This is a genomic window from Myroides sp. A21 (genome assembly GCF_000807225.1).
Lineage (GTDB): Bacteria > Bacteroidota > Bacteroidia > Flavobacteriales > Flavobacteriaceae > Flavobacterium > Flavobacterium odoratimimum.
Window position 1 is genome coordinate 1812576 of the sequence record NZ_CP010327.1, and the last position, 21597, is coordinate 1834172.

The 21597-nt window shown below is 35.6% G+C and carries 19 protein-coding genes; 11 read left to right on the forward strand and 8 right to left on the reverse strand.

What is annotated here, in order from left to right; translation table 11 throughout:
• Positions 1 to 182 precede the first annotated feature (182 nt).
• Positions 183 to 782 (forward strand): thioredoxin family protein, encoded by a 600-nt coding sequence (locus MYRA21_RS08320; protein ID WP_006257383.1) that lies wholly within the window; start codon positions 183 to 185, stop codon positions 780 to 782.
• A 120-nt stretch (positions 783 to 902) separates the two neighbouring features.
• On the opposite strand, the gene MYRA21_RS08325 is transcribed toward MYRA21_RS08320, so the two are convergent.
• Positions 903 to 1526, reverse strand: coding sequence for a YiiX/YebB-like N1pC/P60 family cysteine hydrolase (locus tag MYRA21_RS08325; protein WP_006257382.1), 624 nt, complete (start codon positions 1524 to 1526; stop codon positions 903 to 905).
• 299 nt (positions 1527 to 1825) lie between these two features.
• Between MYRA21_RS08325 and MYRA21_RS08330 the strand changes: the two genes are divergently transcribed.
• Positions 1826 to 2194 carry a hypothetical protein gene (locus tag MYRA21_RS08330; RefSeq protein WP_006257381.1) on the forward strand — a complete coding sequence of 123 codons (369 nt, stop codon included), beginning with the start codon at positions 1826 to 1828 and terminating at the stop codon, positions 2192 to 2194.
• An 84-nt stretch (positions 2195 to 2278) separates the two neighbouring features.
• On the opposite strand, the gene MYRA21_RS08335 is transcribed toward MYRA21_RS08330, so the two are convergent.
• Positions 2279 to 3337: a DUF6266 family protein gene (locus MYRA21_RS08335; protein WP_006257380.1), complete on the reverse strand. Its 1059-nt coding sequence runs from the start codon at positions 3335 to 3337 to the stop codon at positions 2279 to 2281.
• A gap of 1180 nt (positions 3338 to 4517) precedes the next feature.
• Positions 4518 to 5567 carry an MBL fold metallo-hydrolase gene (locus MYRA21_RS08340; protein ID WP_006257377.1) on the reverse strand — a complete coding sequence of 350 codons (1050 nt, stop codon included), beginning with the start codon at positions 5565 to 5567 and terminating at the stop codon, positions 4518 to 4520.
• Positions 5568 to 5691: 124 nt separating this feature from the next.
• Here MYRA21_RS08340 and MYRA21_RS08345 point away from each other — a divergent pair, with 124 nt between their 5' ends.
• From MYRA21_RS08345 to MYRA21_RS08355, 3 genes are all read left to right on the forward strand, one after another.
• Complete coding sequence (locus MYRA21_RS08345; RefSeq protein WP_006257375.1) at positions 5692 to 6564, forward strand: AraC family transcriptional regulator; 873 nt, start codon at positions 5692 to 5694, stop codon at positions 6562 to 6564.
• A gap of 262 nt (positions 6565 to 6826) precedes the next feature.
• The gene (locus MYRA21_RS08350) at positions 6827 to 7192 is read left to right on the forward strand and encodes a type II toxin-antitoxin system HigB family toxin (RefSeq protein WP_006260555.1); all 366 of its coding nucleotides are present in this window, start codon (positions 6827 to 6829) and stop codon (positions 7190 to 7192) included.
• A gap of 133 nt (positions 7193 to 7325) precedes the next feature.
• On the forward strand, positions 7326 to 7868 hold the full coding sequence (locus tag MYRA21_RS08355; RefSeq protein ID WP_006257373.1) for a helix-turn-helix domain-containing protein: 543 nt from the start codon (positions 7326 to 7328) through the stop codon (positions 7866 to 7868).
• Positions 7869 to 8207: 339 nt separating this feature from the next.
• On the opposite strand, the gene truB is transcribed toward MYRA21_RS08355, so the two are convergent.
• From truB to MYRA21_RS08375, 4 genes are read right to left on the reverse strand one after another with little or no spacing between them, the layout of a single operon-like run.
• Entirely contained in the window at positions 8208 to 8924 is a 717-nt protein-coding gene (gene truB / locus MYRA21_RS08360) for a tRNA pseudouridine(55) synthase TruB (RefSeq protein WP_006257372.1), read from the reverse strand.
• A 2-nt stretch (positions 8925 to 8926) separates the two neighbouring features.
• Positions 8927 to 9733 (reverse strand): undecaprenyl-diphosphate phosphatase, encoded by an 807-nt coding sequence (locus MYRA21_RS08365; RefSeq protein ID WP_006257371.1) that lies wholly within the window; start codon positions 9731 to 9733, stop codon positions 8927 to 8929.
• A 14-nt stretch (positions 9734 to 9747) separates the two neighbouring features.
• Positions 9748 to 9990 (reverse strand): DUF3098 domain-containing protein, encoded by a 243-nt coding sequence (locus MYRA21_RS08370; RefSeq protein ID WP_006257370.1) that lies wholly within the window; start codon positions 9988 to 9990, stop codon positions 9748 to 9750.
• Between the two features lie 2 nt (positions 9991 to 9992).
• Positions 9993 to 10874: an ABC transporter permease gene (locus MYRA21_RS08375; RefSeq protein ID WP_006257369.1), complete on the reverse strand. Its 882-nt coding sequence runs from the start codon at positions 10872 to 10874 to the stop codon at positions 9993 to 9995.
• A 244-nt stretch (positions 10875 to 11118) separates the two neighbouring features.
• Here MYRA21_RS08375 and leuS point away from each other — a divergent pair, with 244 nt between their 5' ends.
• Positions 11119 to 13932 carry a leucine--tRNA ligase gene (gene leuS, locus MYRA21_RS08380; protein ID WP_006257368.1) on the forward strand — a complete coding sequence of 938 codons (2814 nt, stop codon included), beginning with the start codon at positions 11119 to 11121 and terminating at the stop codon, positions 13930 to 13932.
• Positions 13933 to 14073: 141 nt separating this feature from the next.
• On the opposite strand, the gene MYRA21_RS08385 is transcribed toward leuS, so the two are convergent.
• Positions 14074 to 14454, reverse strand: coding sequence for an SPOR domain-containing protein (locus tag MYRA21_RS08385; RefSeq protein ID WP_006257366.1), 381 nt, complete (start codon positions 14452 to 14454; stop codon positions 14074 to 14076).
• 217 nt (positions 14455 to 14671) lie between these two features.
• On the opposite strand from MYRA21_RS08385, the gene MYRA21_RS08390 reads away from it, so the two are divergent.
• From MYRA21_RS08390 to MYRA21_RS08410, 5 genes are read left to right on the forward strand one after another with little or no spacing between them, the layout of a single operon-like run.
• A complete protein-coding gene (locus tag MYRA21_RS08390; protein WP_006257365.1) occupies positions 14672 to 15952 on the forward strand; it encodes a cytochrome c3 family protein in 1281 nt (426 codons plus the stop codon).
• A gap of 34 nt (positions 15953 to 15986) precedes the next feature.
• Positions 15987 to 19040, forward strand: a complete 3054-nt coding sequence (locus MYRA21_RS08395) for a TAT-variant-translocated molybdopterin oxidoreductase (RefSeq protein ID WP_006257364.1) — start codon at positions 15987 to 15989, stop codon at positions 19038 to 19040.
• 38 nt (positions 19041 to 19078) lie between these two features.
• Positions 19079 to 20488, forward strand: a complete 1410-nt coding sequence (gene nrfD / locus MYRA21_RS08400; protein ID WP_006257363.1) for an NrfD/PsrC family molybdoenzyme membrane anchor subunit — start codon at positions 19079 to 19081, stop codon at positions 20486 to 20488.
• 6 nt (positions 20489 to 20494) lie between these two features.
• Positions 20495 to 21022, forward strand: coding sequence for a DUF3341 domain-containing protein (locus tag MYRA21_RS08405; protein ID WP_006257362.1), 528 nt, complete (start codon positions 20495 to 20497; stop codon positions 21020 to 21022).
• A 1-nt stretch (position 21023) separates the two neighbouring features.
• Positions 21024 to 21572 carry a cytochrome c gene (locus MYRA21_RS08410; protein WP_006257361.1) on the forward strand — a complete coding sequence of 183 codons (549 nt, stop codon included), beginning with the start codon at positions 21024 to 21026 and terminating at the stop codon, positions 21570 to 21572.
• Positions 21573 to 21597: the final 25 nt, after the last annotated feature.

Genomic DNA, 21597 nt, shown 5'->3' on the forward strand with positions numbered 1-21597 from the left:
ATTAAGCACGTCTAAAATGATCTATTCTATTAAGAAATACGTTACCCTAAGCTATTAACGGTCTAAACATGTCGCTTAGGTGTTAAATTTGCTTGGACAAATTACCTCTCTGACTTTTGTCATCATTTTATTTGCTGTAAAAGGTTTATCTTTGGTAATAACAAACAATAAAAGTACACAAAATGATAAACATTGATTCAAAATACATTGACAAAAGTTTTAGTTATACTGAATTTAGACAATTTGTTACTGATGCACTGACTAATGATAAAGCTTCTCTAGAGCTAAGCGACGATTATTTAGCTTATGCAGAGCTAAATGAGGCTAGACTTCACCGTTTAGACAAGACCATGAAGGTAGAAGAAGAAGTAGCTAATAAGTTAATTAGCTTAAAGAAAAAGTACACTTGGATAGTGATAACGGAATGTTGGTGTGGAGATGCAGCTCAGATTGTACCTATTCTTAATAAGATGGCTGAAGTAGCTCCTAATATTGAGATGAGATTAGTATTGAGAGATAAGAATCTAGAACTGATGGATGCATTCTTAACGAATGGAGGTAGAGCTATCCCAAAGATGATCATTGTAGAACAAGATACTTTAAAAGTATTAGGACACTGGGGTCCAAGACCTGCTTTAGGACAAAAAGTAGTGACAGATTATAAAGCTGCTCATGGTGTAGTAGACGAAGCTGGTAAAGTAGAACTACAGAAGTGGTACACGAAAGATAAAGGACATGAAGTACAAAAAGAAGTAATCGAGTTAATGACTTCTTTTGAATAATAACTAAAAAACGCTCTTTCAAATTTTTGAAAGAGCGTTTTTTAGTTATAAATAAATGATTTTAGCCTCACTGAAGGATCTGTAATCAATAAAGTAATGTTTTAAACATAGAGAGTAAAACTATCTAACGATAGGACCTATGATGTTTAGCCTAGGGTCTAATGACATTCCAGCAGGATTACATCCAGGTGCTCCTTCAGGTATAGTCTGTCCTAATTTTTCAAAGTATGTTGCCCATACAGGGAATGTTTCTTTAGTGTACTTTGACTTATACGTCATTGGGTATAGATAGAAAAAACTTTTATTCTTATTAGATGCTTTAAAGGCTTCATAGATAAGTTCTGAACAGTAGTATTTACCATTAGCATATAGATAATTGACATCATAAGGAACACCTACTTGTTTTATAGCAAATTCCTTTGCAGCAGGAATTAGTTTAGTCAGTTTACCTTTTAGACGACCTATGTACATAGGTTCTTTTGTTTTGTTTAGGAAGTCTTCCATCGGCGTAATACATACTTCAGGCCAAGTAGCTTCTATGACTTGTAGACTACCCTCGTGTTCTATAACCATCCCCATATGATTAAAATTTAAATCATTATAACCAAAAGTTACTTCATTAATAGCATCACATAAGGGACCACAATCTATGTTTTGAAAAATAAGGTCACCTTCTTGATATTCTGTTTTTTGTCCCCAAGATAGTTGTGTGATAAAAATAAATAGGAAAAGTATATTACGCATAAGTTATGTTTTTAACCCAAAACAGATAGTAAATAAAGGCAGAGGTGTAACTATGACTATTTATTATCATTGTTCTAATGTGATATTAGAGGTGATAAAAGCAGGATAGGATACACTTAGTTAGTGCTATTTATCTATTATTTATTTTGGTTTTAGGCAAAGATAGGTGGAACATTACTGATTTTCAAATCGTTTTAACCATTAGTATGAATGGTTTACTAAGAAAAAGCCATGCTTTACTTATTTGTGGTGGGTGAAGAGTATTAGTATGCCTATTTTCGTGCTAAGAAAAAAATGTTATGTCGTTGATTATAAATAATAAAAAGTGTGTTTTATCTATACTAGGGCTTTTTCTTTTATTAGGCTGCAAAAAAGTAAAAGAGGATCCTAAAGGAATTGATGATTACCAGAAGTTAGAGAAAATGGAATATACCCCAAATGAAAAAGAAAGTGAATTATCATTCTTTCTTGTGGAAGGGATGGATCGCGAAGGCTTGCATTATACTGGTGAAGTAAAACTAAAAGGAGATGTCGGTGCTGGGTATATAGCGAGTGACAGTCTAGGTATTCGATTTTATATCGAGATAGAACGCTCTCAGGAAGGAGGACTCTTAGGTATGGATACCAATGGTAATGTCTATCAACTTGCTTTTAAAAGAGAAGAGTAAAAGGCATGATGATTTAACTGTAAGATGATTACAACTTATAGGATCGTAGTAAAGTAGGTAGGAATATTCATTTTATCACTCCCTCTATCTCTCCTCAGCCTTCAGTGCTTCTAAGACAGACCGCGCTCCATAAATAACCCCTTCATGCGTATTATTACTCGAAGAATATTCTCTTGACTTTATTTCTTTTATGATTTTCTTTCTGACTTGACGGATGAGCCCAGGTGGTAGTTCTTTTTTAGTTGTGGACTCTTCTTCCATAAGAGAGTTAGGAGGTGAAGATTCAATTATATTATCAGCTGTAGGTACAAGTGTTCTCTCGCTTTCAGTTCTCCTATTCCCAGTTTCTCTGTTCTCATTTTTCTCATTCTCTGTTCCCTTGTTACTTGTTCCACGGTTCCCAGTTTCTCTGTTCCCAGTTTCCATACTCTCCGTTCCCTCGTTCCCCGTTTCCTCAAATCCAGTTCCCTCGTTCCCTGTTTTCTGTTCCCCGTTTTCTGCTTCTAAGATCCCATGAAAGCAACTTGTACTATGTACACTACCATCTTCTGCTTTCCACATACTCCACAGGTAGACTTTCCCCTCTTGCCATTCTTTTGGTAGAGCGAAGTGAGCATATCTATCTTTGCGTTGTCCGATAGTAGGGATAGTCATGAATTTATCTAATTCTTCGTGATACGCCATGATCGTTAGTGCGTCTGTATCGAGCGTCAGCGGATTAATCAGATGATTATCCCACTGTACTTTTAGCTTACCTGTCTTTAATCTATTGATTTTCTTGATCACAGCAGGAGCTAGGGTTCCGATAGAGAGCAGCACCTTGTCTATTTGTACATATTGCTCTCCTTCATGCATTGTGATGCCTTGTTTCATCAGCCTAGAGATCATTTGTTCTTTTCCTGTCATCCATTTCTCTCCGTTGTACACCGCAGGGCAATGCGCATTGACAAAATCCTTGAATTTACTCGCAAAGGTAGAGACGAGACTCATATTATCCCATTGTTTCAACTGTGCTTCCGTCGCTTTTTTACTTGATTTTAGCGGCTTAGCGCGGAGTATATTTCTCCCTCTCCAGAGTACGCCCACTACGGTTCCTACCTTTCCTACTACAGCGCCTAATATTCCTTCTTTGATTTCTGCCATGATTATCTCTTTTTTTGGTTATTACAAGGTATAAAATACTGATATATGATTATTTAACTGTTCAAACAATCGATAAAAGAAGTTGTCCTAGTGTACATCACACTTTATAAAAATGAGGACATGAAATGAAGAATATCAAAGCGAATGATTTCGCCTTCTATAGAGCTTATTTTGAATATCTTATAATCACCTATCGTTTTCATAAAAGAAGAATAGAAGAAGTATAAAAGGACTATTATTGAGCAAAAGTTGCTTTAACCCCGTTATCATCCTAGTATTGTCCTATAATTGCCCAAGAAAAGGCTCTTATGGTTCAGTTTTACTGACTTTGTCAAATGGTTGGTGTGATTTCTGTTTTTAATAAATGACTGATATACAATCTATAATGTTTTTATGCAATTAAAAAAAATTAGAAAAAAGGAACCTTTTAGCAGGATTGGTTTTCTTCAAGTGGAGACAAGTGAAGGAAATAAGAGAAATTAGAGAGGGTATTCTTGTTTTTTGGCTGTAATAAGAGCGAAAAGAAGAAAAAGTGTTTTTAAATTTTTGGGTAATGTGATGTCGCGGATTATAAATCCGCGCCAACGAGTCTATTGAGTTAATTCTGTAAGTCACTGATTTAAGGTTACTTATTCGTTATCTATGTCACACTGACGATAGGAAGGGTCTCACACGTAACTCTACAATCATGTAGAATGAGATTCTTCGCAAGCTCAGAAGGACAACGAGAACGGATGTGTAGGATGGGGGTGTTCGCAGGCTCAGAATGGATATTGGGAGTGGAGTAGTGTAAGTCACGGATTATAAATCCTCGACAATAAGCATGAGATTCTTCGCAGGCTTAGAAATACAATAGGCGTAAACGATACGATACAAAAAAAGCCACAAGATATCTTGTAGCTTTTTGATTATATATTGTTAGCGATTGCTTTTAATACCTGTTCTTCGAACTCTTCTGGAATAACTGCGTAGATAACATCGAAGCCTCTGATTTTGCTTTTGGGTAAGGCGCTCAGAGGTACTTCAGGGGTTACTTTGCTTCCAAAGATATAAACTAGAGATTAGATATAAGTCACTTAGCCTATCATATCAATAGTTAGTCTGTCTCGTCATTTAAGTACATTATGGCGAAGATAAATATCCTTAATTTCTAATTAAGTGAAGTGTTCTTCATTCTTTATTATATCTCATAATACTCGCGTTCCCATGTAGACTTAGGATTCCAGTTTATTAGGCTGTCTCCATATTTTTCTTTTTGATACGCCTGCATTAGTTTCAGTTTTTCTGGCATTTCATTCCAGTTAGGTATTGCAGATTGATTGCGTTTGCCTTTTAAGATAGCATCTACACTAGCATAGATACGCTCTGGCTGTATCCAATGAGTAAAAGGAGTGATGTCGATTAGTTTAGACATAGTCAGAGCATCAATATCTTCCGTGTAGTGTTTATCTATGGTCTCTAGAATATTCATGAGATAACTGTATTGTTCTTGTACAAAGTCTACGCCACATATAGCGCCATGACCAGGAACTACTATTTCGGGTTTGATCTCATTGATGATGCGATCTAATACTTTTACCCAATTTATGATACCTTTTTCACTGTAAGCAGAGCAGCCATTGAATACCACATCTCCTGCGAAGAGTACTTTCTCCTTTGGCATCCATAATAGTACATCACTATTAGAGTGGGATGGAGCTACATTTAGTAATTGTAACTCAGTGTTGCCAAGGTTGATTACCGTGTCATCAGTTATTTGTATATCTGGATTTATCCATTCAACTCCTGTCAAATCAAAACCTTCGAATTCGGCAGCGAAGAAGCGCTCCCCAATAGTAGACTCTAATGAGTCTTTACCGCGTTTAATAACAGCATCCATCCATTGAATATTCTCTGTGAGACGTTCTTGTACTGCGTTGTGGTGCATAATGATACACGAGTCTTCAAATACCTTGTTTCCCCATGTATGATCACTATTGTAGTGAGAGTTTACTACATAAGCAGGAGTTTTATTATTACTTATTTCGGTATATGCCTCTTTCATTTCTTGTGCATGAAATAGGTCAAAGAACGTATCGTATACCAGACCTTTTCCACGGTTAATGAAACCAGCATTAGCCCAACTTATTCCTCTGTATGGTGATATAGCAGCGAATACATTATCTGCTATTTCGTAGACTTTTATCCTTTGTTCTTGGATAATTCTTCCTCTTTTCTTTAAGTTGTTCATAGCTATGTGTTTAAATGATTTGTAATACAAAATTAAGATGATGATTAGAAAAGAAATGCACAATATAATGGTTAATAATGTGCAATTTGTTATCTTGTAGTTATGGGATTTATACTTGAGTAGGATGAAAAAAATAGAGAGATATAGTTTTAATTCGATAATAAAGAATCATACAGATCTAACTGCGTCTGGCGTCTTTATAACAAATGGAGAGGAAGATATAAAAGACTATTTTGCGTTTATTCCTCATAGTATAGATGCTTGTGTTATTGGATTAGTGACAGGTGGTGAGGCACAAGTAAGTATTAATTTGAGAGAATATCATCTAAAGAAAGGAATGCTAATCGTACTGCCTCCTAATGCTATAGTGGTGCCGATTAGTTTTACAGAAGATCTAAAGATGAAGTCTATCATGTTTACTTTTGACTTTGTGGCTCCACTCGCTTTGATACACGATTTTAGTATTGATCTACAGCTGTATAAATCTCCAGTGATTACTTTAAATGAAGCAAATTATAGTGTTGTAAAGAGGCTTTACAAGCTGATCAGTCAATGCTATTATGATACAGTTAATTTTACTCCGCATGATGTGTTAGAGCATCTGCTTTATGCATTGATTATTCAGATTAGTCAATTAATGAAAACCTTGAAATCTAAAGCAAAAAGTAGTAGTCGTGCAGAGTGTATTACAGAGGATTTCTTTGTGTTACTGTATAAACATTATAAGAGGGAGAAGGCGGTAAGTTTTTATGCGGATAGATTAAGTATTTCGACTGCTTATTTGACAACCACAATTCGCAAACAGACAGGGCATTCTATTCTTCACTGGATAAGTGAAGCTGTTGTATTATATGCGAAGTCATTGTTGAAGTCTTCTAGGATGAGTATTAATGAGATATCTGAAGAATTGGGCTTTAAGGAGACTACCTTGTTTTGTCGTTATTTTAAACGTTATACTGATATGACACCTAACCAATATCGAGGACTTAAAGTGTGAGGTTTTTTTGGTTGACAGTTTACAGTAGAGGGTTTACAGTTTACAGTTTTGCCCTTTGGGCATTATGTACTTAAATGATTAATATAGTAGATTAAACGATAAAAAAAAACGATTTCACAGTTTCACCGAAAGACGATTTTATGGTGTGATTATTGATAAGATTATTTGGTTGTAAAATATTTAATATTAGTATTTTAAGTAAATAATTAATTGTTTTAGTTCGGTAATAAACCGAACTTATGTATCTTTGTAATCGTTAACTATGAGGCTAATCGGTAAGAAATTACTTCTTAAAGCAAAAAAGAAGAATATTGGAAATAAATTACTTTGCCTTGCAATTGATAAATTAATTGAGGATTTAGAACGGTTTGTTTCTTCTAAAGAAGATATGTATATGCTGAGAGCAGATATGGATTGTGTGCACAGTGAAGGATTCTATTTCTTTGATATTCATATCCATAGGACTCTTGTGTTGATTGAGTTTGATGAGGAAGGGGAGGCGACTATATTATGGGTTGGTGCTCATCAAGAGTATGAAAGTATCTTTAACCCAAATTACGCATTAGCCAAATACTACAAAGCAATTCTACTTCATAGTTCTTTCATTAGCTCTAAAACCATACTATAGTATGCTTTAATCACTAATTCAGACCTATTTTGTATAATTACTTTTCGTTTATATGTCTATTGCATAATTCGGGTTTAAAAATAATAAAAAGACAATAGAGAAGTGGTTGAGAAATAATAATTACATTGAATAGATGAAGGCATATTTTGATATAGACGCATTGGTTGAGTCAGGCTTGATTAGAAGTGAGCTAGAGTATGAGCGTGCATTAATCGCAGATAGAAAACTGCGTATATTAGCTAAAGACAATAGTAAGCTAAAGAAGTTGCGTATGGAGCTTAGAGCGCTGATAGAGAGTTATGAGAAAGAAGAATGGAGTGACGTAGATACTTTGACTGTTGAGAAATTGAGAGAGAGTGATGAGGCAGAGCGTATTGCTGAAGTAGAGAGAATGTTTTTTGAGGAAAGAAAGCAATTGATTAGAAAAAAGCTAAAGGAATTGGATTTGACACAAGAGAATTTAGGTTTTGTTCTAGGGCATAAGAGTAAGACGCATATGTCAGAATTAATGAATGGTATAAAACCTTTTACTTTGAAGGATTTGATTATAATCAACAGGGTTTTGCAGATAGATATAAGTGTGCTTGTTCCTAGGTTTTTATCTAAAGAAGATCAAGCTAAGATTAATAAAGCTGTTGAAGGATTGAATAAACCTAAAGTTAGGTTGGTGTTTTAAGTTTTCGTTTAATACTTAACGGTAGATAGTTCACAGTTTTGTCTTTCGGAGGACCATGTACATAGATGATATGAATGTATTGTGTGACACGCATAATAATGCGTCTGTACCTTGATGTAATAAATGTGAATTGGATTGTGTGAAAAGCTGGTGTATTATCGAAGTATTTAAAGATGTTTTTAAGAGAGAGAACAGTAATTAGTTTTGCCCTTTGGGCATCATGTACTTAAATGATTAATATAGTAGATTAAACGATAAAAAAAAACGATTTCACAGTTTTACAGAAATACGATTTCACAGAAAAACAAAAAAGCCACAAGATATCTTGTAGCTTTTTGATTATATATTGTTAGCTATTGCTTTTAATACCTGTTCTTCGAACTCTTCTGGAGTGACCGCGTTGATGACATCGAAGTCTCCGATTTTGGTTCTGCGTAGGGCGCTTAGGTGTGCTCCAGAGTTTACTTTGTTTCCAAAGTCATAAGCTAGAGAGCGGATATAAGTTCCTTTAGAACACACGACTCTAAAATCAACATTCGGAAGGGCTGTCTTCATTAATTCAAACTCTTCTATGGTGATAGGTCTAGTCGCTATCTCCACTTCTTCTCCTTTACGAGCGTGCTCATACAGACGTTTTCCATCTTTCTTAAGCGCAGAGAAGATAGGAGGGCGCTGTTCTGTAGTTCCCATAAAGGATAGTCTAGCTTCTTCTAGCAGATCCTCTGTAATATGCTCTGTAGGGAAGGTCTGGTCTATCTCTGTCTCTAAGTCATAAGATGGAGTAGTACCCCCTAGTGTGATCGTCCCTGTATATTCTTTTATTTGTCCCTGTAATTCACTGATTTGTTTTGTGGCTTTACCTGTACAGATGATAAGAAGTCCTGAGGCTAAAGGGTCTAAAGTCCCAGCATGTCCTACTTTAATCTTTTTTAAGTCAAAGTGCTTTTTTAATAGCCATTTAATTTTGTTTACTGCCTGAAATGATGACCAGTGCAGCGGTTTGTCTATTAATAGTATTTGCCCACTCTGAAAGGCTTCTGTATTGTATTGTATCATTCTTATTTAAGGTATCCGAAGTATAATAATAGTATAGCTCCAGCTATAATTCTGTAGTATCCCCAAGGTTTAAAACCGTACTTTTTAATGATTCCGATGAAGAATTTAATAGCAACAATTGATACAATAAATGCAATAACATTCCCTAATAAGAATAACTTCATATTATCAGGATTGTCAAGTAGTATCTCATATCCGATTCTTCCTGATTCATATTTTTTTAGTACAATAGAGTACACGGTCACAGCTGCCATCGTAGGCACAGCTAAGAAGAATGAGAACTCTGCAGCTACTTGTCTAGAAAGTCCTTGTTGCATACCTCCAATGATAGATGCAGCAGAACGGCTCGTACCTGGCATCATCGCAAGACACTGCCAAAACCCAATAGTAATAGCTTGTTTAACAGTAATGTCTTCTTCGCGAACTGTCTTAGGGTTCTTAAAGTATTTGTCTATAAAGATTAATACAAAACCACCAATAATCAACATAATCGCGATATAGATAGTCTCTCCTAATACCTTGTCAATGGCTTCGTCAAATAGCTTACCTAATACTAGAGCAGGGATAACTGCTAAGACTAGTTTTTTATAGAAGTTCAGTTTGCTGAAGTCAAAGAACTTTCTCCAGTATAGTGCCACTACGGCTAGAATAGCTCCAAACTGTATAGCTGTTTGAAATAATTTTACGAATTCGTCTTCTTGAATACCATAAGCAGAACTTACGAATATCATATGTGCAGTAGAAGATACTGGTAGATACTCTGTTAATCCCTCTACTATGGCTAGGAGGATAGCTTGTATTAAATCCATTTAATGTAGTTATATTATTTATTGTCTTTTTTAAATATTGCATAAACTGCTACCCCTATCCCGATAAAGAATACTGTAGGAGCTAGATGAATACGTCTAAAGCTATAGATGTCTTCATTAAACTCTGTAGGAACATCGTTAGTAGCACCAGCCATTAAGAAAAAACTAAGTGCAATTAAGGCTATACTTACCAGTAGTATAATATAGTTCTTCTTCGTAAAAAGAAGTACATTCTGGTTTTGATCTTGATCTTTCATATTTAATAAAGTTCGTCTGATTTTAGGTTTAAGAATCTTTGTGTTGCAAAGAATGTACTGATACTAGTGATGATTCCTCCTAAGATTAATATTCCACAGGATACGATCACTAGAGGCATATAATCTTCTTTAGGGTTGATATTTAGATCAGGTAGTTTACTGTCTGCATAGAATGTTAGGGCAGTAATAGCCATGATAGCTAGCAGAGAGCCTATTAGCCCTAGCTTCATACTATGTCTGATAAATGGGCGTCTGATGAAGCGCTTTGTCGCTCCTACCATTTGCATGGTCTTAATCGTAAAACGACTAGAGAAAATTAATAGACGTAGAGAACTATTGATTAATAGCATAGATATAACCGTAAGAAAAGCTGCTATAATAAGCACCCACTTCGTGATCTTATCTACATTCTCATTGACTAGATCTACTAGTTGTTTGTCATATTTTATATCGCTTATCGCTGTATTAGCATTGAATTCTTTAAGGATAATATCTATACTGTCATTAACGACATATTCTCCTTTTAAGTGAATGTCGTAAGAGTCTTGTAGCGGGTTGAATCCTAAGTAATCGACGAAGTCTTCACCTAATGTCTCTTGGTGTTCTTTGGCAGCATCTTCTTTAGATACGAAACGATGTTCCTTTATATAGGTGTGCTTTTCTAGTTTCTTTCCAAATTTCTCTAATTCAGCTTTAGAAGTATTCTTCTCAAAGAATATAGTCATAGGTATATTCTCTCTAAAGTTGTCAGAGATTTTTTTAGAATTAATAACGAATAGACTTAGCGATCCTAATAGGAATAGGACCAAGAAAATACTAAGTATAACTGAAAAATAAGACGAAATTAGTTTTCGCTTTTGATATTTTTCATAAGAGCTAGCCATATATCAAATTTTAAGTGCGTAAAAATAACAAACAAAAATGTTTTTATTGAGACAATAACGATTAAAGTTTTCTAATTGTTATAAATATAGTTTATTTTTGCCTGAATTGACGGTTTTTTTTGTCAAACTTAGAATAGTGCTAGAAAATTAGTTTTGTTTATTTAGGATTCAAGATGAGTTTTCTAGATTATTACAGTGTGATCGAAGAACTAACCAAAGTATAAAAATTGATATATATAATAGTATGAAGTATTATCCAAACGAAATTGAAGCTAAATGGCAGAAATTTTGGAAAGAAAACCAAACTTTCAAAACAGAGAATAATGTTGACAAGCCTAAGTATTACGTATTAGATATGTTTCCTTACCCATCTGGAGCAGGATTACATGTGGGGCACCCACTCGGATACATAGCTTCGGATATTTTTACTCGTTATAAACGTCAAAAAGGTTTTAATGTTCTTCATCCACAAGGATATGATAGCTTCGGGTTGCCAGCTGAGCAATATGCTATCCAGACAGGACAACACCCTGCTGTGACTACAGAAGTAAATATTGATCGTTATAGAGAACAATTAGATAAGATCGGTTTTTCATTTGACTGGAGTAGAGAGGTGCGTACTTCGAATGCGGATTATTATAAACACACACAATGGATATTTATCCAATTGTTCAATTCGTGGTATAATAAAGTAAGTGATAAAGCAGAATCTATAGATACATTAGTAGCTATCTTCGAAAAAGAGGGGAATGCAAATGTACAAGCTGTGTCTGATGATGCAATCGAGATCTTTAGCGCTGCTCAGTGGAATGCGTTATCAGCTGATGAGAAAGAGGTGATTCTATTAAAATATAGAATGACTTACTTAGCAGAAACTGAAGTAAACTGGTGTCCTGCTTTAGGAACGGTATTAGCGAATGATGAGATTAAAGATGGTCTGTCTGAAAGAGGTGGGCATCCTGTAGTTAGAAAAAAAATGAAGCAGTGGAGTATGCGTATTTCTGCTTATGCAGAACGTCTACTTCAAGGGCTAGAAGATATCGACTGGACAGAGAGTATTAAAGAGAGCCAAAGAAACTGGATAGGGAAATCTGTGGGAGCATCTGTAGTATTTAACTTAAAAGAAAGTGATGATACAATAGAAGTGTTCACTACTAGACCTGATACTATCTTTGGGGTGAGTTTTATGACTCTTGCTCCAGAGCATGATTTAGTAAGAAAGATTACTACTGCAGAACAAAAAGAAGCTGTAGAAGCGTATATAGATGCTACTTCTAAGAGAAGTGAGCGTGACCGTATGGCTGATGTGAAGACTATCTCTGGTGTGTTTACTGGAGCGTATGCTGAGCATCCGTTCACGAAAGAACCTATCGAAATCTGGATAGGTGATTATGTGTTAGCTGGATACGGTACAGGAGCGGTAATGGCTGTTCCATCTGGTGATACAAGAGATTATGCTTTTGCAAAACACTTTGGTATTACAATCAAAAATATCTTTGACCAAGATATCTCAGAAGAGGCGTATGCAGAGAAAGAAGGTTTCTTATTAATTGAATCTGATTTTTTAAATGGATTAGGATTTAAAGAAGCTACTCTTAAGGCTATCGAGGCATTAGAGAAAATAGGACAAGGAAAGGGGAAAACAAACTACCGTTTGCGCGATGCGGTATTTTCACGTCAGCGTTATTGGGGTGAACCATTCCCAGTGTACTATGTGAATAACCTTCCTAAGATGATTGATAAAAAATATTTGCCAATCGTTCTTCCTGAAGTAGAAAAGTATTTGCCTACAGAAGATGGTCAACCACCTTTAGGTAATGCTGCTGTATGGGCGTGGGATACTGCTAATAATAAAGTAGTAGAAAATGAAAAGATAGACGGGGTAACGGTATTCCCTCTAGAGTTAAATACAATGCCTGGTTGGGCTGGTTCTTCTTGGTACTGGATGCGTTATATGGATCCTCAGAATACAGAAGATATCGCTTCTCCAGAAGCATTAGCGTATTGGCAAAATGTAGATTTATATATAGGAGGTAGTGAACATGCTACTGGACACTTATTATATAGCCGTTTCTGGAACAAATTCTTAAAAGATATGGGAGTAGCTCCCACAGAAGAGCCTTTCAAGAAATTGATTAATCAAGGAATGATTTTAGGTACTTCTGCCTTTGTTTATAGAATAGAGGGCACAAATAAATTCATTTCTAAAGATATGATCAAGGATGAGAAGGTTCAACAGCTATATGCTTATGTTGGATTAGTTAATTCTTCATCAGAATTAGATACAGAAGGATTTAAAGCATGGAGACCTGATTATGCAAATGCAGAGTTTGTATTAAATGCGAGTGGTAAGTATATCGTAGGACACGAAGTAGAGAAGATGTCTAAGTCGTACTTCAATGTAGTGAATCCGGATGATATCTGTGATGAATATGGAGCGGATACACTTCGTCTGTACGAAATGTTCTTAGGGCCATTAGAACAAGCTAAACCATGGAATACAGCTGGTATCTCAGGTGTAGCTGGTTTCTTAAAGAAATTATGGAGATTATATGCTGATGATAATGGTGTAATCGTGACGAATGATGAACCAACAGCAGAGATGTATAAATCACTTCATAAAACGATTAAGAAAGTGACTGAGGATATAGAGAATTTCTCTTTCAATACTTCAGTTTCACAGTTTATGATTTGTGTAAATGAATTGTCACAGCTAAAATGTAATCACAGAGCTATTTTAGAACCATTAGCAATTGTGGTATCTCCTTATGCTCCACATATTGCAGAGGAATTATGGTCTATGCTAGGACATACTACATCTGTGACGTATGCAGAGTTCCCAGAATTCAATGCATCTTACTTAGTAGAGAGTGCAAAAGAGTATCCTGTGTCGTTTAATGGAAAGATGAGATTTAAGATTGAGTTACCATTAGATTTATCAGAAGAAGAGATTAAAGCAATCATCTTAGCAGACGAAAGAACAGTAGCTCAACTTCAGGGTAGAGAGCCTAAGAAAGTAATTATTGTTCCTGGTAAGATTATTAACTTAGTTGGATAAATTACGGAATGATTTAAGTCTTAAAGTGTACTTAGAATCACAGATAAATAAAAAGCCTCAACAGTGATGTTGGGGCTTTCTTTTTAATTAAAAAAAGGTTATTAGATTTAACTAATAACCCTTTGTATTATATGGTGTGATTTATTTGCCTGGGCGCAATAAAAGTGAGAGTTCAAAGTCTTTTTGAATAGCTCTCAGGTTGCGTTCTGCTTCTAGTCTAGTTTTATAATTTCCTACTAAAACTTTGTAAGAAGGATTGGTATAAATTATCGTAGCATTAACATCTGGGTAAAGTCTTCTAAAGTTGTTTAAGGCAACTCTCGCTTCTGCGTTTTTGCCGTAAAAAATCTGAATTTTGTATTTATCGTTAACAGTTGTTGACGTATTTGTGTTTTTCTTCTTATTTAGTAGTTCTTTTATGGCTGAGGGTTCGTTTAAAGTGGTTTTAGACGATTGAGCTATAATTACGTGATTAGTAAATAGAACTAGAATTAAGACAAGAAAATTTCTTAAAAATCTCATAATGAATAATGTTTATGGCAAATTTACAAATTATCTTGATAATGAGGTAATCGTATGTTATTTAGAACGTATATAAATTGTATTTTAAGCATAGTAAAGGTTTTAAGAGTAACTCATAAATTGTATTTTTGTCGGAGTTTGTAAATAAGGTGTATAAGATAGCGGTCTAATTGGCTGTTAAATAAGACCAAGTTTAGTTGAAAATCATTTTATAACTATGAAAAAAGTGGGTAACCATAATTCGTTTTCAAAGATTTTATTCTTTTGTTTAGCGTTAATGCTATCGTTTACTACAATTTCGTTTGCTCAAGATGTAGCAAAAGGTAAGGAATTGTTCAACTCTAACTGTGCGGCTTGTCACAAGTTAGATGGAGTGTCTACTGGACCAGCTCTTCGTGGAGTAGTTGATCGTCACGATGGAAATGTAGAGTGGCTACACAAGTGGATCAAGAGTAGTTCTTCATTGATTAAATCTGGAGATGCTGCTGCTGTTAAATTGTTTAACGAGTGGAATAAGGTTGTTATGAATGACTTCCCTGGATTATCAGACGAAGACATTGATAATATCTTAGCTTATACTTCAGAAGAGAAAGCTGCTCCAGCGCCTACAGGTGATGTAGCAGGAGGAGCTGCTGGGCAATCTAACAATGATGGTGTTTCTAATATTATTGTATTAGGGGCTTTAGTTGTTGTATTGATGCTTCTAGTAACTATGCTATTCTTCGTTAAGAGAGTATTAAACAAAGTAGTAGAGGTTAATGGATTAACTCCTGAAGTACGTAAATCAATTCCATTGTGTACAGCATTCGTTAAAAATAAATTTTTAGTGATTGTTTCTGTTATCGTATTAGTGTTATTCGGATCGTACTTCGCGTATGGATGGATGATGCAAGTAGGTGTTGACCAAGGGTATGAGCCAGTACAACCAATTCACTTCTCTCACAAGATTCACGCTGGAGATAACGGTATTGACTGTAAATACTGTCACTCTGCTGCAAGATCTAGTAAAACTTCAGGTATTCCTTCATTGAACGTTTGTATGAACTGTCATGAGAATATCAATGAGTTTACAGGTGAAGCTGGAAAAGACTACGGTAAGTACACTCCAGAATTCTATACTGCAGAGATTCAAAAATTATATGATGCAGTAGGATGGGATCCTTCGACAAATAAATATACTGGAAAAGAGAAACCAGTTAAGTGGGTTAGAATTCACAATCTTCCTGACTTCGCATACTACAACCACTCTCAACACGTAAATGTTGCAGGTTTAGAATGTCAAACTTGTCACGGACCAGTTGAAGAAATGGAAATTATGAGACAACACTCTCCATTAACAATGGGATGGTGTATTGACTGTCACAGAAAAACTGACGTTAAGTTAGAGAGCAATGAGTACTACGCTAAAATTCACAAAGAATTATCAGAGAAGTACGGAGTTGAGAAATTGACTGTAGCTCAAATGGGAGGTTTAGAGTGTGGTAAATGTCACTATTAATAAATTAAGAATAAGAAGCTAATATATATATACAATGGCATCAAACAAAAAATACTGGAAAAGTGTTGAGGAGCTGAATGAAAATAGTTCTATTGTTGAGTCGCTAAGAAACAATGAGTTTGTTGAAGAAATTCCTACTGATGAATTTCTTGGAGATCAAAGTAAATTGTCTTCTTCATCAACTACTCGTCGAGACTTTTTGAAATATGTAGGTTTTTCTACTGCAGCAGCAACTTTAGCTGCATGTGAGGGACCTGTTGTGAAATCTATTCCGTATGTAGTACAGCCAGAGGAGATCATTCCTGGTGTTGCAGATTATTATGCAACAACTATTGCTGATGGATTTGACTTTGTAAACGTTCTGATCAAAACTCGTGAGGGGCGTCCAATCAAAGTTGATAATAACAGACTAGCTAATGCTTACTCAGGAGCTAACGCTCGTGTGAACGCATCAGTTTTATCGATGTATGATAGCCTTCGTTTGAAAGGTTCTAAAATCGGAGGTAAAAGTGCTTCATGGGATGAAGTAGATGCAAAAGTTAGAGCAAGTCTACAAGATGCAAAAGCAAATGGAGGAAACGTTGTATTATTAACGAATACAATGGCTAGCCCATCTACTGATAAAATTATAGCAGAGTTTATCGCTGCTAACCCAACGGCTAAACACGTTGTATATGATGCTGTATCTTCATCTGCTGCTGCAGATGCTTATGAGAAAGCTTATGGTGTACGTGGATTAGCAGATTACGATTTCGGTGCTGCTGATGTAATCGTTTCTGTAGGTGCTGATATCTTAGGAGATTGGCAAGGTGGAGGATACGATTCAGCTTATGCTCAAAAACGTATTCCTAAAAATGGAAAAATGTCTAAGCATATCCAAATGGAGGCAAATATGTCTTTATCAGGAGCTAATGCTGACGTGAGAATTCCATTAACTGTAGCTAATCAAAAAGCTGCTTTAGTTAAGTTATACAATGCTATCGTAGGAGGAAGTGCTTCTGCTCCAGCTGTAGATAAGTACGAAGATGCTATTAAAAAAGCAGCTAGTCAACTTAAATCTGCTGGAAATAAAGGAGTTGTTGTAACAGGTCTTGATGATGTAAATGCTCAATTATTAGTATTTGCAATCAACGAAGCGTTACAGTCAGAAGCTTTCTTACCAGAGCAAACAAAATATGTTAGACAAGGTAATGCTACTCAAGTAGGACAATTAGTAAAAGATATGAACGCTGGTAAAGTTCACACGTTGATTATGTCAGGTGTTAACCCAGTGTATACTTTAGCTGATTCTGCTGCTTTCGTAGAAGGATTGAAAAAAGTAAAAACTTCAGTTTCTTTCTCATTGAAAGAAGATGAAACAGCTTTACTTTCTACTGTTGCTGCTGCAGCTCCGCACTACTTAGAGTCTTGGGGAGATGTAATGATCAGAAAAGGTCACTACTCTGTAACTCAACCTACAATCCGTCCATTGTTTGATACTAGACAATTACAAGATTCATTATTATTATGGTCAGGAAGCAATACTGCATACTATGACTATGTTAAGAATGTAGGTAAGTCTTATGTAGCTGATAAAACTTGGAATCAATTAGTACACGATGGTTTTGCTGTTGTTGGAACAAACTCTAAAGTAAGTGCTTCTGCTGATTTTTCAGCTGCTGCATCTGCATTAGCTTCTGCTAAGAAAGTAGATGGTTTAGAGTTAGTATTCTATACTAAAACTGGTATGGGAGATGGACAACAAGCTAATAACCCATGGTTACAAGAGTTCCCAGACCCTATCACTCGTGTATCTTGGGATAACTACGTAACTGTAGCTCAAGCTGATGCTGAGTCATTAGGTATCAAGAACTACCACGTTGCTAATGGAGGTCTTAATGGTAGCTATGTGACTATCGAAGCTAACGGTGTTAAATTAGAAAAAGTGCCAGCTCTTATCCAACCAGGACAAGCTCAAGGAACTATCGGTTTAGCATTCGGTTACGGTAGAAAAGCTGCATTAAAAGAAGAAATGCAAGTAGGTGTTAATGCTTACACATTATACAAAGACTGTAATGGAGTACAAGGTGCTGCAATTACTCAAGTAGGTGGTGATCACGAGTTCGCTTGTGTTCAGTTACAAAACACTTTAATGAGTAGAGGTGATATCTTAAAAGATACTACATTAGAGATCTTCAATACAAAAGATGCTGAAGACTGGAATATTAAACCTGTGGTTTCTTACGATCACCAGACTGTACAAGCTTCTACTATTGATATCTGGGAATCATTTGATAGATCAGTTGGACATCACTTCAACTTATCAATTGATTTAAATGCATGTACTGGATGTGGTGCTTGTGTTATCTCTTGTCACGCTGAAAATAACGTACCTGTAGTAGGTAAGTCAGAAGTGAGAAGAAGTAGAGATATGCACTGGTTACGTATCGATAGATACTATTCTTCAGAAGATACATTCGCAGGAGATATCGAGAAAAAAGTTAATGCAAGTGGATTCGGAGAATACCGTGAAGTGTTCCAAGAATTAGAACATCCAGCTGAAAACCCACAAGTGGCTTTCCAACCTGTAATGTGTCAACACTGTAATCACGCTCCATGTGAGACTGTGTGTCCAGTAGCTGCTACATCTCATGGTCGTCAAGGACAAAACCATATGGCTTATAACCGTTGTGTTGGTACAAGATACTGTGCAAACAACTGTCCTTACAAAGTTAGACGTTTCAACTGGTTCTTATATTCTCAGAACGATGCTTTCGATTACAACATGAATGATGATTTAGGACGTATGGTATTAAACCCAGACGTTGTAGTTCGTTCAAGAGGGGTAATGGAGAAATGTTCATTATGTATCCAAATGACTCAATCTACAATCTTAAAAGCTAAGAATGAAGGTAGAGCAATTCGTCCAAATGAATTTGAAACTGCATGTTCTGCAGCTTGTTCAAGTGGAGCGATGGTATTTGGTGATGTAAATGATAAAGAGTCAGAAATTACTAAATTAGCTGAGTCAGATAGAGCTTACCATTTATTAGAGCACATTGGAACAAAACCAAATGTATTCTATCACGTTAAGGTTAGAAATATCTAGTTAAAAGAATTATTAATTAAAGAAACATATAAAGGATTATGTCGTCACATTACGAAGCACCCATTAGAAAACCTTTAGTTATTGGTGAGAAATCATATCACGATATAACTGTGGATGTGGCTAGACCTGTAGAAGGGAGAGCGAATAAACTATGGTGGAGAGTTTTTACTTTAGCTTTATTAGCGTTTCTATGGGGAGTAGGTTGTATGGCTTACACTGTAGGTACAGGTATTGGAACTTGGGGATTAAATAAAACCATTGGATGGGCTTGGGATATTACCAATTTCGTTTGGTGGGTAGGTATCGGTCACGCTGGTACGTTAATTTCTGCAGTATTATTATTATTTAGACAAAAATGGAGAATGGCGATCAACCGTTCTGCTGAGGCAATGACAATTTTCTCAGTAGTTCAGGCTGGTTTATTCCCTATCATTCACATGGGACGTCCATGGTTAGCATACTGGGTATTACCTATTCCTAATCAGTTCGGATCGTTATGGGTTAACTTTAACTCACCATTATTATGGGACGTATTCGCGATTTCTACGTATTTATCAGTATCATTAGTTTTCTGGTGGACTGGTTTACTACCTGACTTCGCTATGTTACGTGATAGAGCTATAACGCCATTTACAAAAAGAATATACTCAATCTTATCATTTGGTTGGTCAGGTCGTGCAAAAGACTGGCAACGTTTTGAGGAAGTGTCATTAGTATTAGCTGGTTTAGCTACTCCTCTTGTACTTTCTGTACACACGATTGTATCTTTTGACTTTGCTACTTCAGTTATCCCTGGATGGCACACTACAATCTTACCTCCATACTTCGTAGCAGGGGCTATCTTCTCTGGATTCGCAATGGTAAATACCCTGCTTATCATCATGAGAAAAGTTTCTAACTTAGAAGATTATATTACTGTACAGCACATAGAGTTAATGAACATTATTGTAATGATCACTGGTTCTATCGTTGGGGTAGCATATATTACTGAGTTATGGGTTGCTTGGTATTCAGGAGTAGAGTATGAACAATACGCTTTCTTAAACCGTGCAACAGGACCTTACTGGTGGTCTTACTGGTTAATGATGACTTGTAACGTAATTTCTCCACAGGTAATGTGGTTCAAGAAAATTAGAACTAATATCTTAGCATCGTTTGTTATTTCTTTAGTAGTAAACGTGGGGATGTGGTTTGAGCGTTTCGTAATTATCGTTACATCATTACACAGAGATTACTTACCATCTTCATGGACAATGTTCCAACCTACATTCGTAGATGCTGGTATTTACATCGGTACAATCGGTTTCTTCTTCGTATTATTCTTATTATATTCAAGAAGTTTCCCTGTAATTGCGCAAGCAGAGGTAAAAACAATCTTGAAATCTTCAGGAGAGTTTTACAAAAAAGAAAGAGACAGCAAAGAGAATCATCAATCTTTAAATCATTAATATATTATGAGTAATAAAGTAATTCACGCACTATACAACGATGATGATGTGTTGTTACATGCTGTAAAAGAAACACGAGATGCTCATCATCATATTGAAGAAATCTATACGCCATTCCCAGTACACGGTCTAGATAAGGCTATGGGATTAAAACCTACAAGATTAGCTATCTGTGCTTTCTTGTATGGTTTAGTTGGACTTTCTTTCGGTACATTCATGATGTATTATATTATGATTGTAGATTGGCCACAAGATATTGGAGGTAAACCAAGTTTTAGCTTCATTCAGAATATGCCATCATTCGTTCCAATTATGTTTGAGATGACTGTATTATTTGCAGCTCACTTAATGGTTCTTACTTTCTTTATGAGAAGTAAATTATGGCCTTTCAAGAAAGCTGAAAATCCTGATGTAAGAACTACAGATGATCACTTCTTAATGGAAGTAGCTTTGAAAACTGATGAAGCAGCAGCGATTGAGTTCTTCAAACAAACGGGAGCAGTTGAAGTTAAAGTAATTGAAAAGCAATTGTAGAATGAAAACGATATATAAAATAGTAGCTTTAGTAGGGGTATCAGTTTTGACTACTTCTTGTTTTAATAAAGAACGTTCAAACTATCAATTCATGCCAAATATGTACGAATCATCGGCATATGAGACATATTCTGAAGTTCCTACTACAGTTTTTAAAAATGGTAAAGAAGGTCAATTACCTGCTGAAGGATCTATACCACGCGGATTTTCACCTGAGGAGTATGATAATACTCCAGAAGGTTTAGCAATGGCTAGATTAAATCTAAAATCACCATTATCTGCTGAGGAGAAAGATTTAGAAAAAGGTAAAGAGTTATATACAATTTACTGCTCAGTTTGTCACGGAGGAGCTGGGGATGGAAAAGGTAATTTAGTGAAGAAAGAAAAATTCTTAGGGGTTCCTAACTATAAAGATAGAGAACTTACAGAAGGAGGAATCTACCACGTAATTACTTATGGTTTGAATTCAATGGGATCTCATGCTAATCAATTGACTCAACACGAACGTTGGTTAGTTACAGATTACGTATTAAAATTGAAATCAGAATAATAAATTGTAAAACTTATTTGAAAGT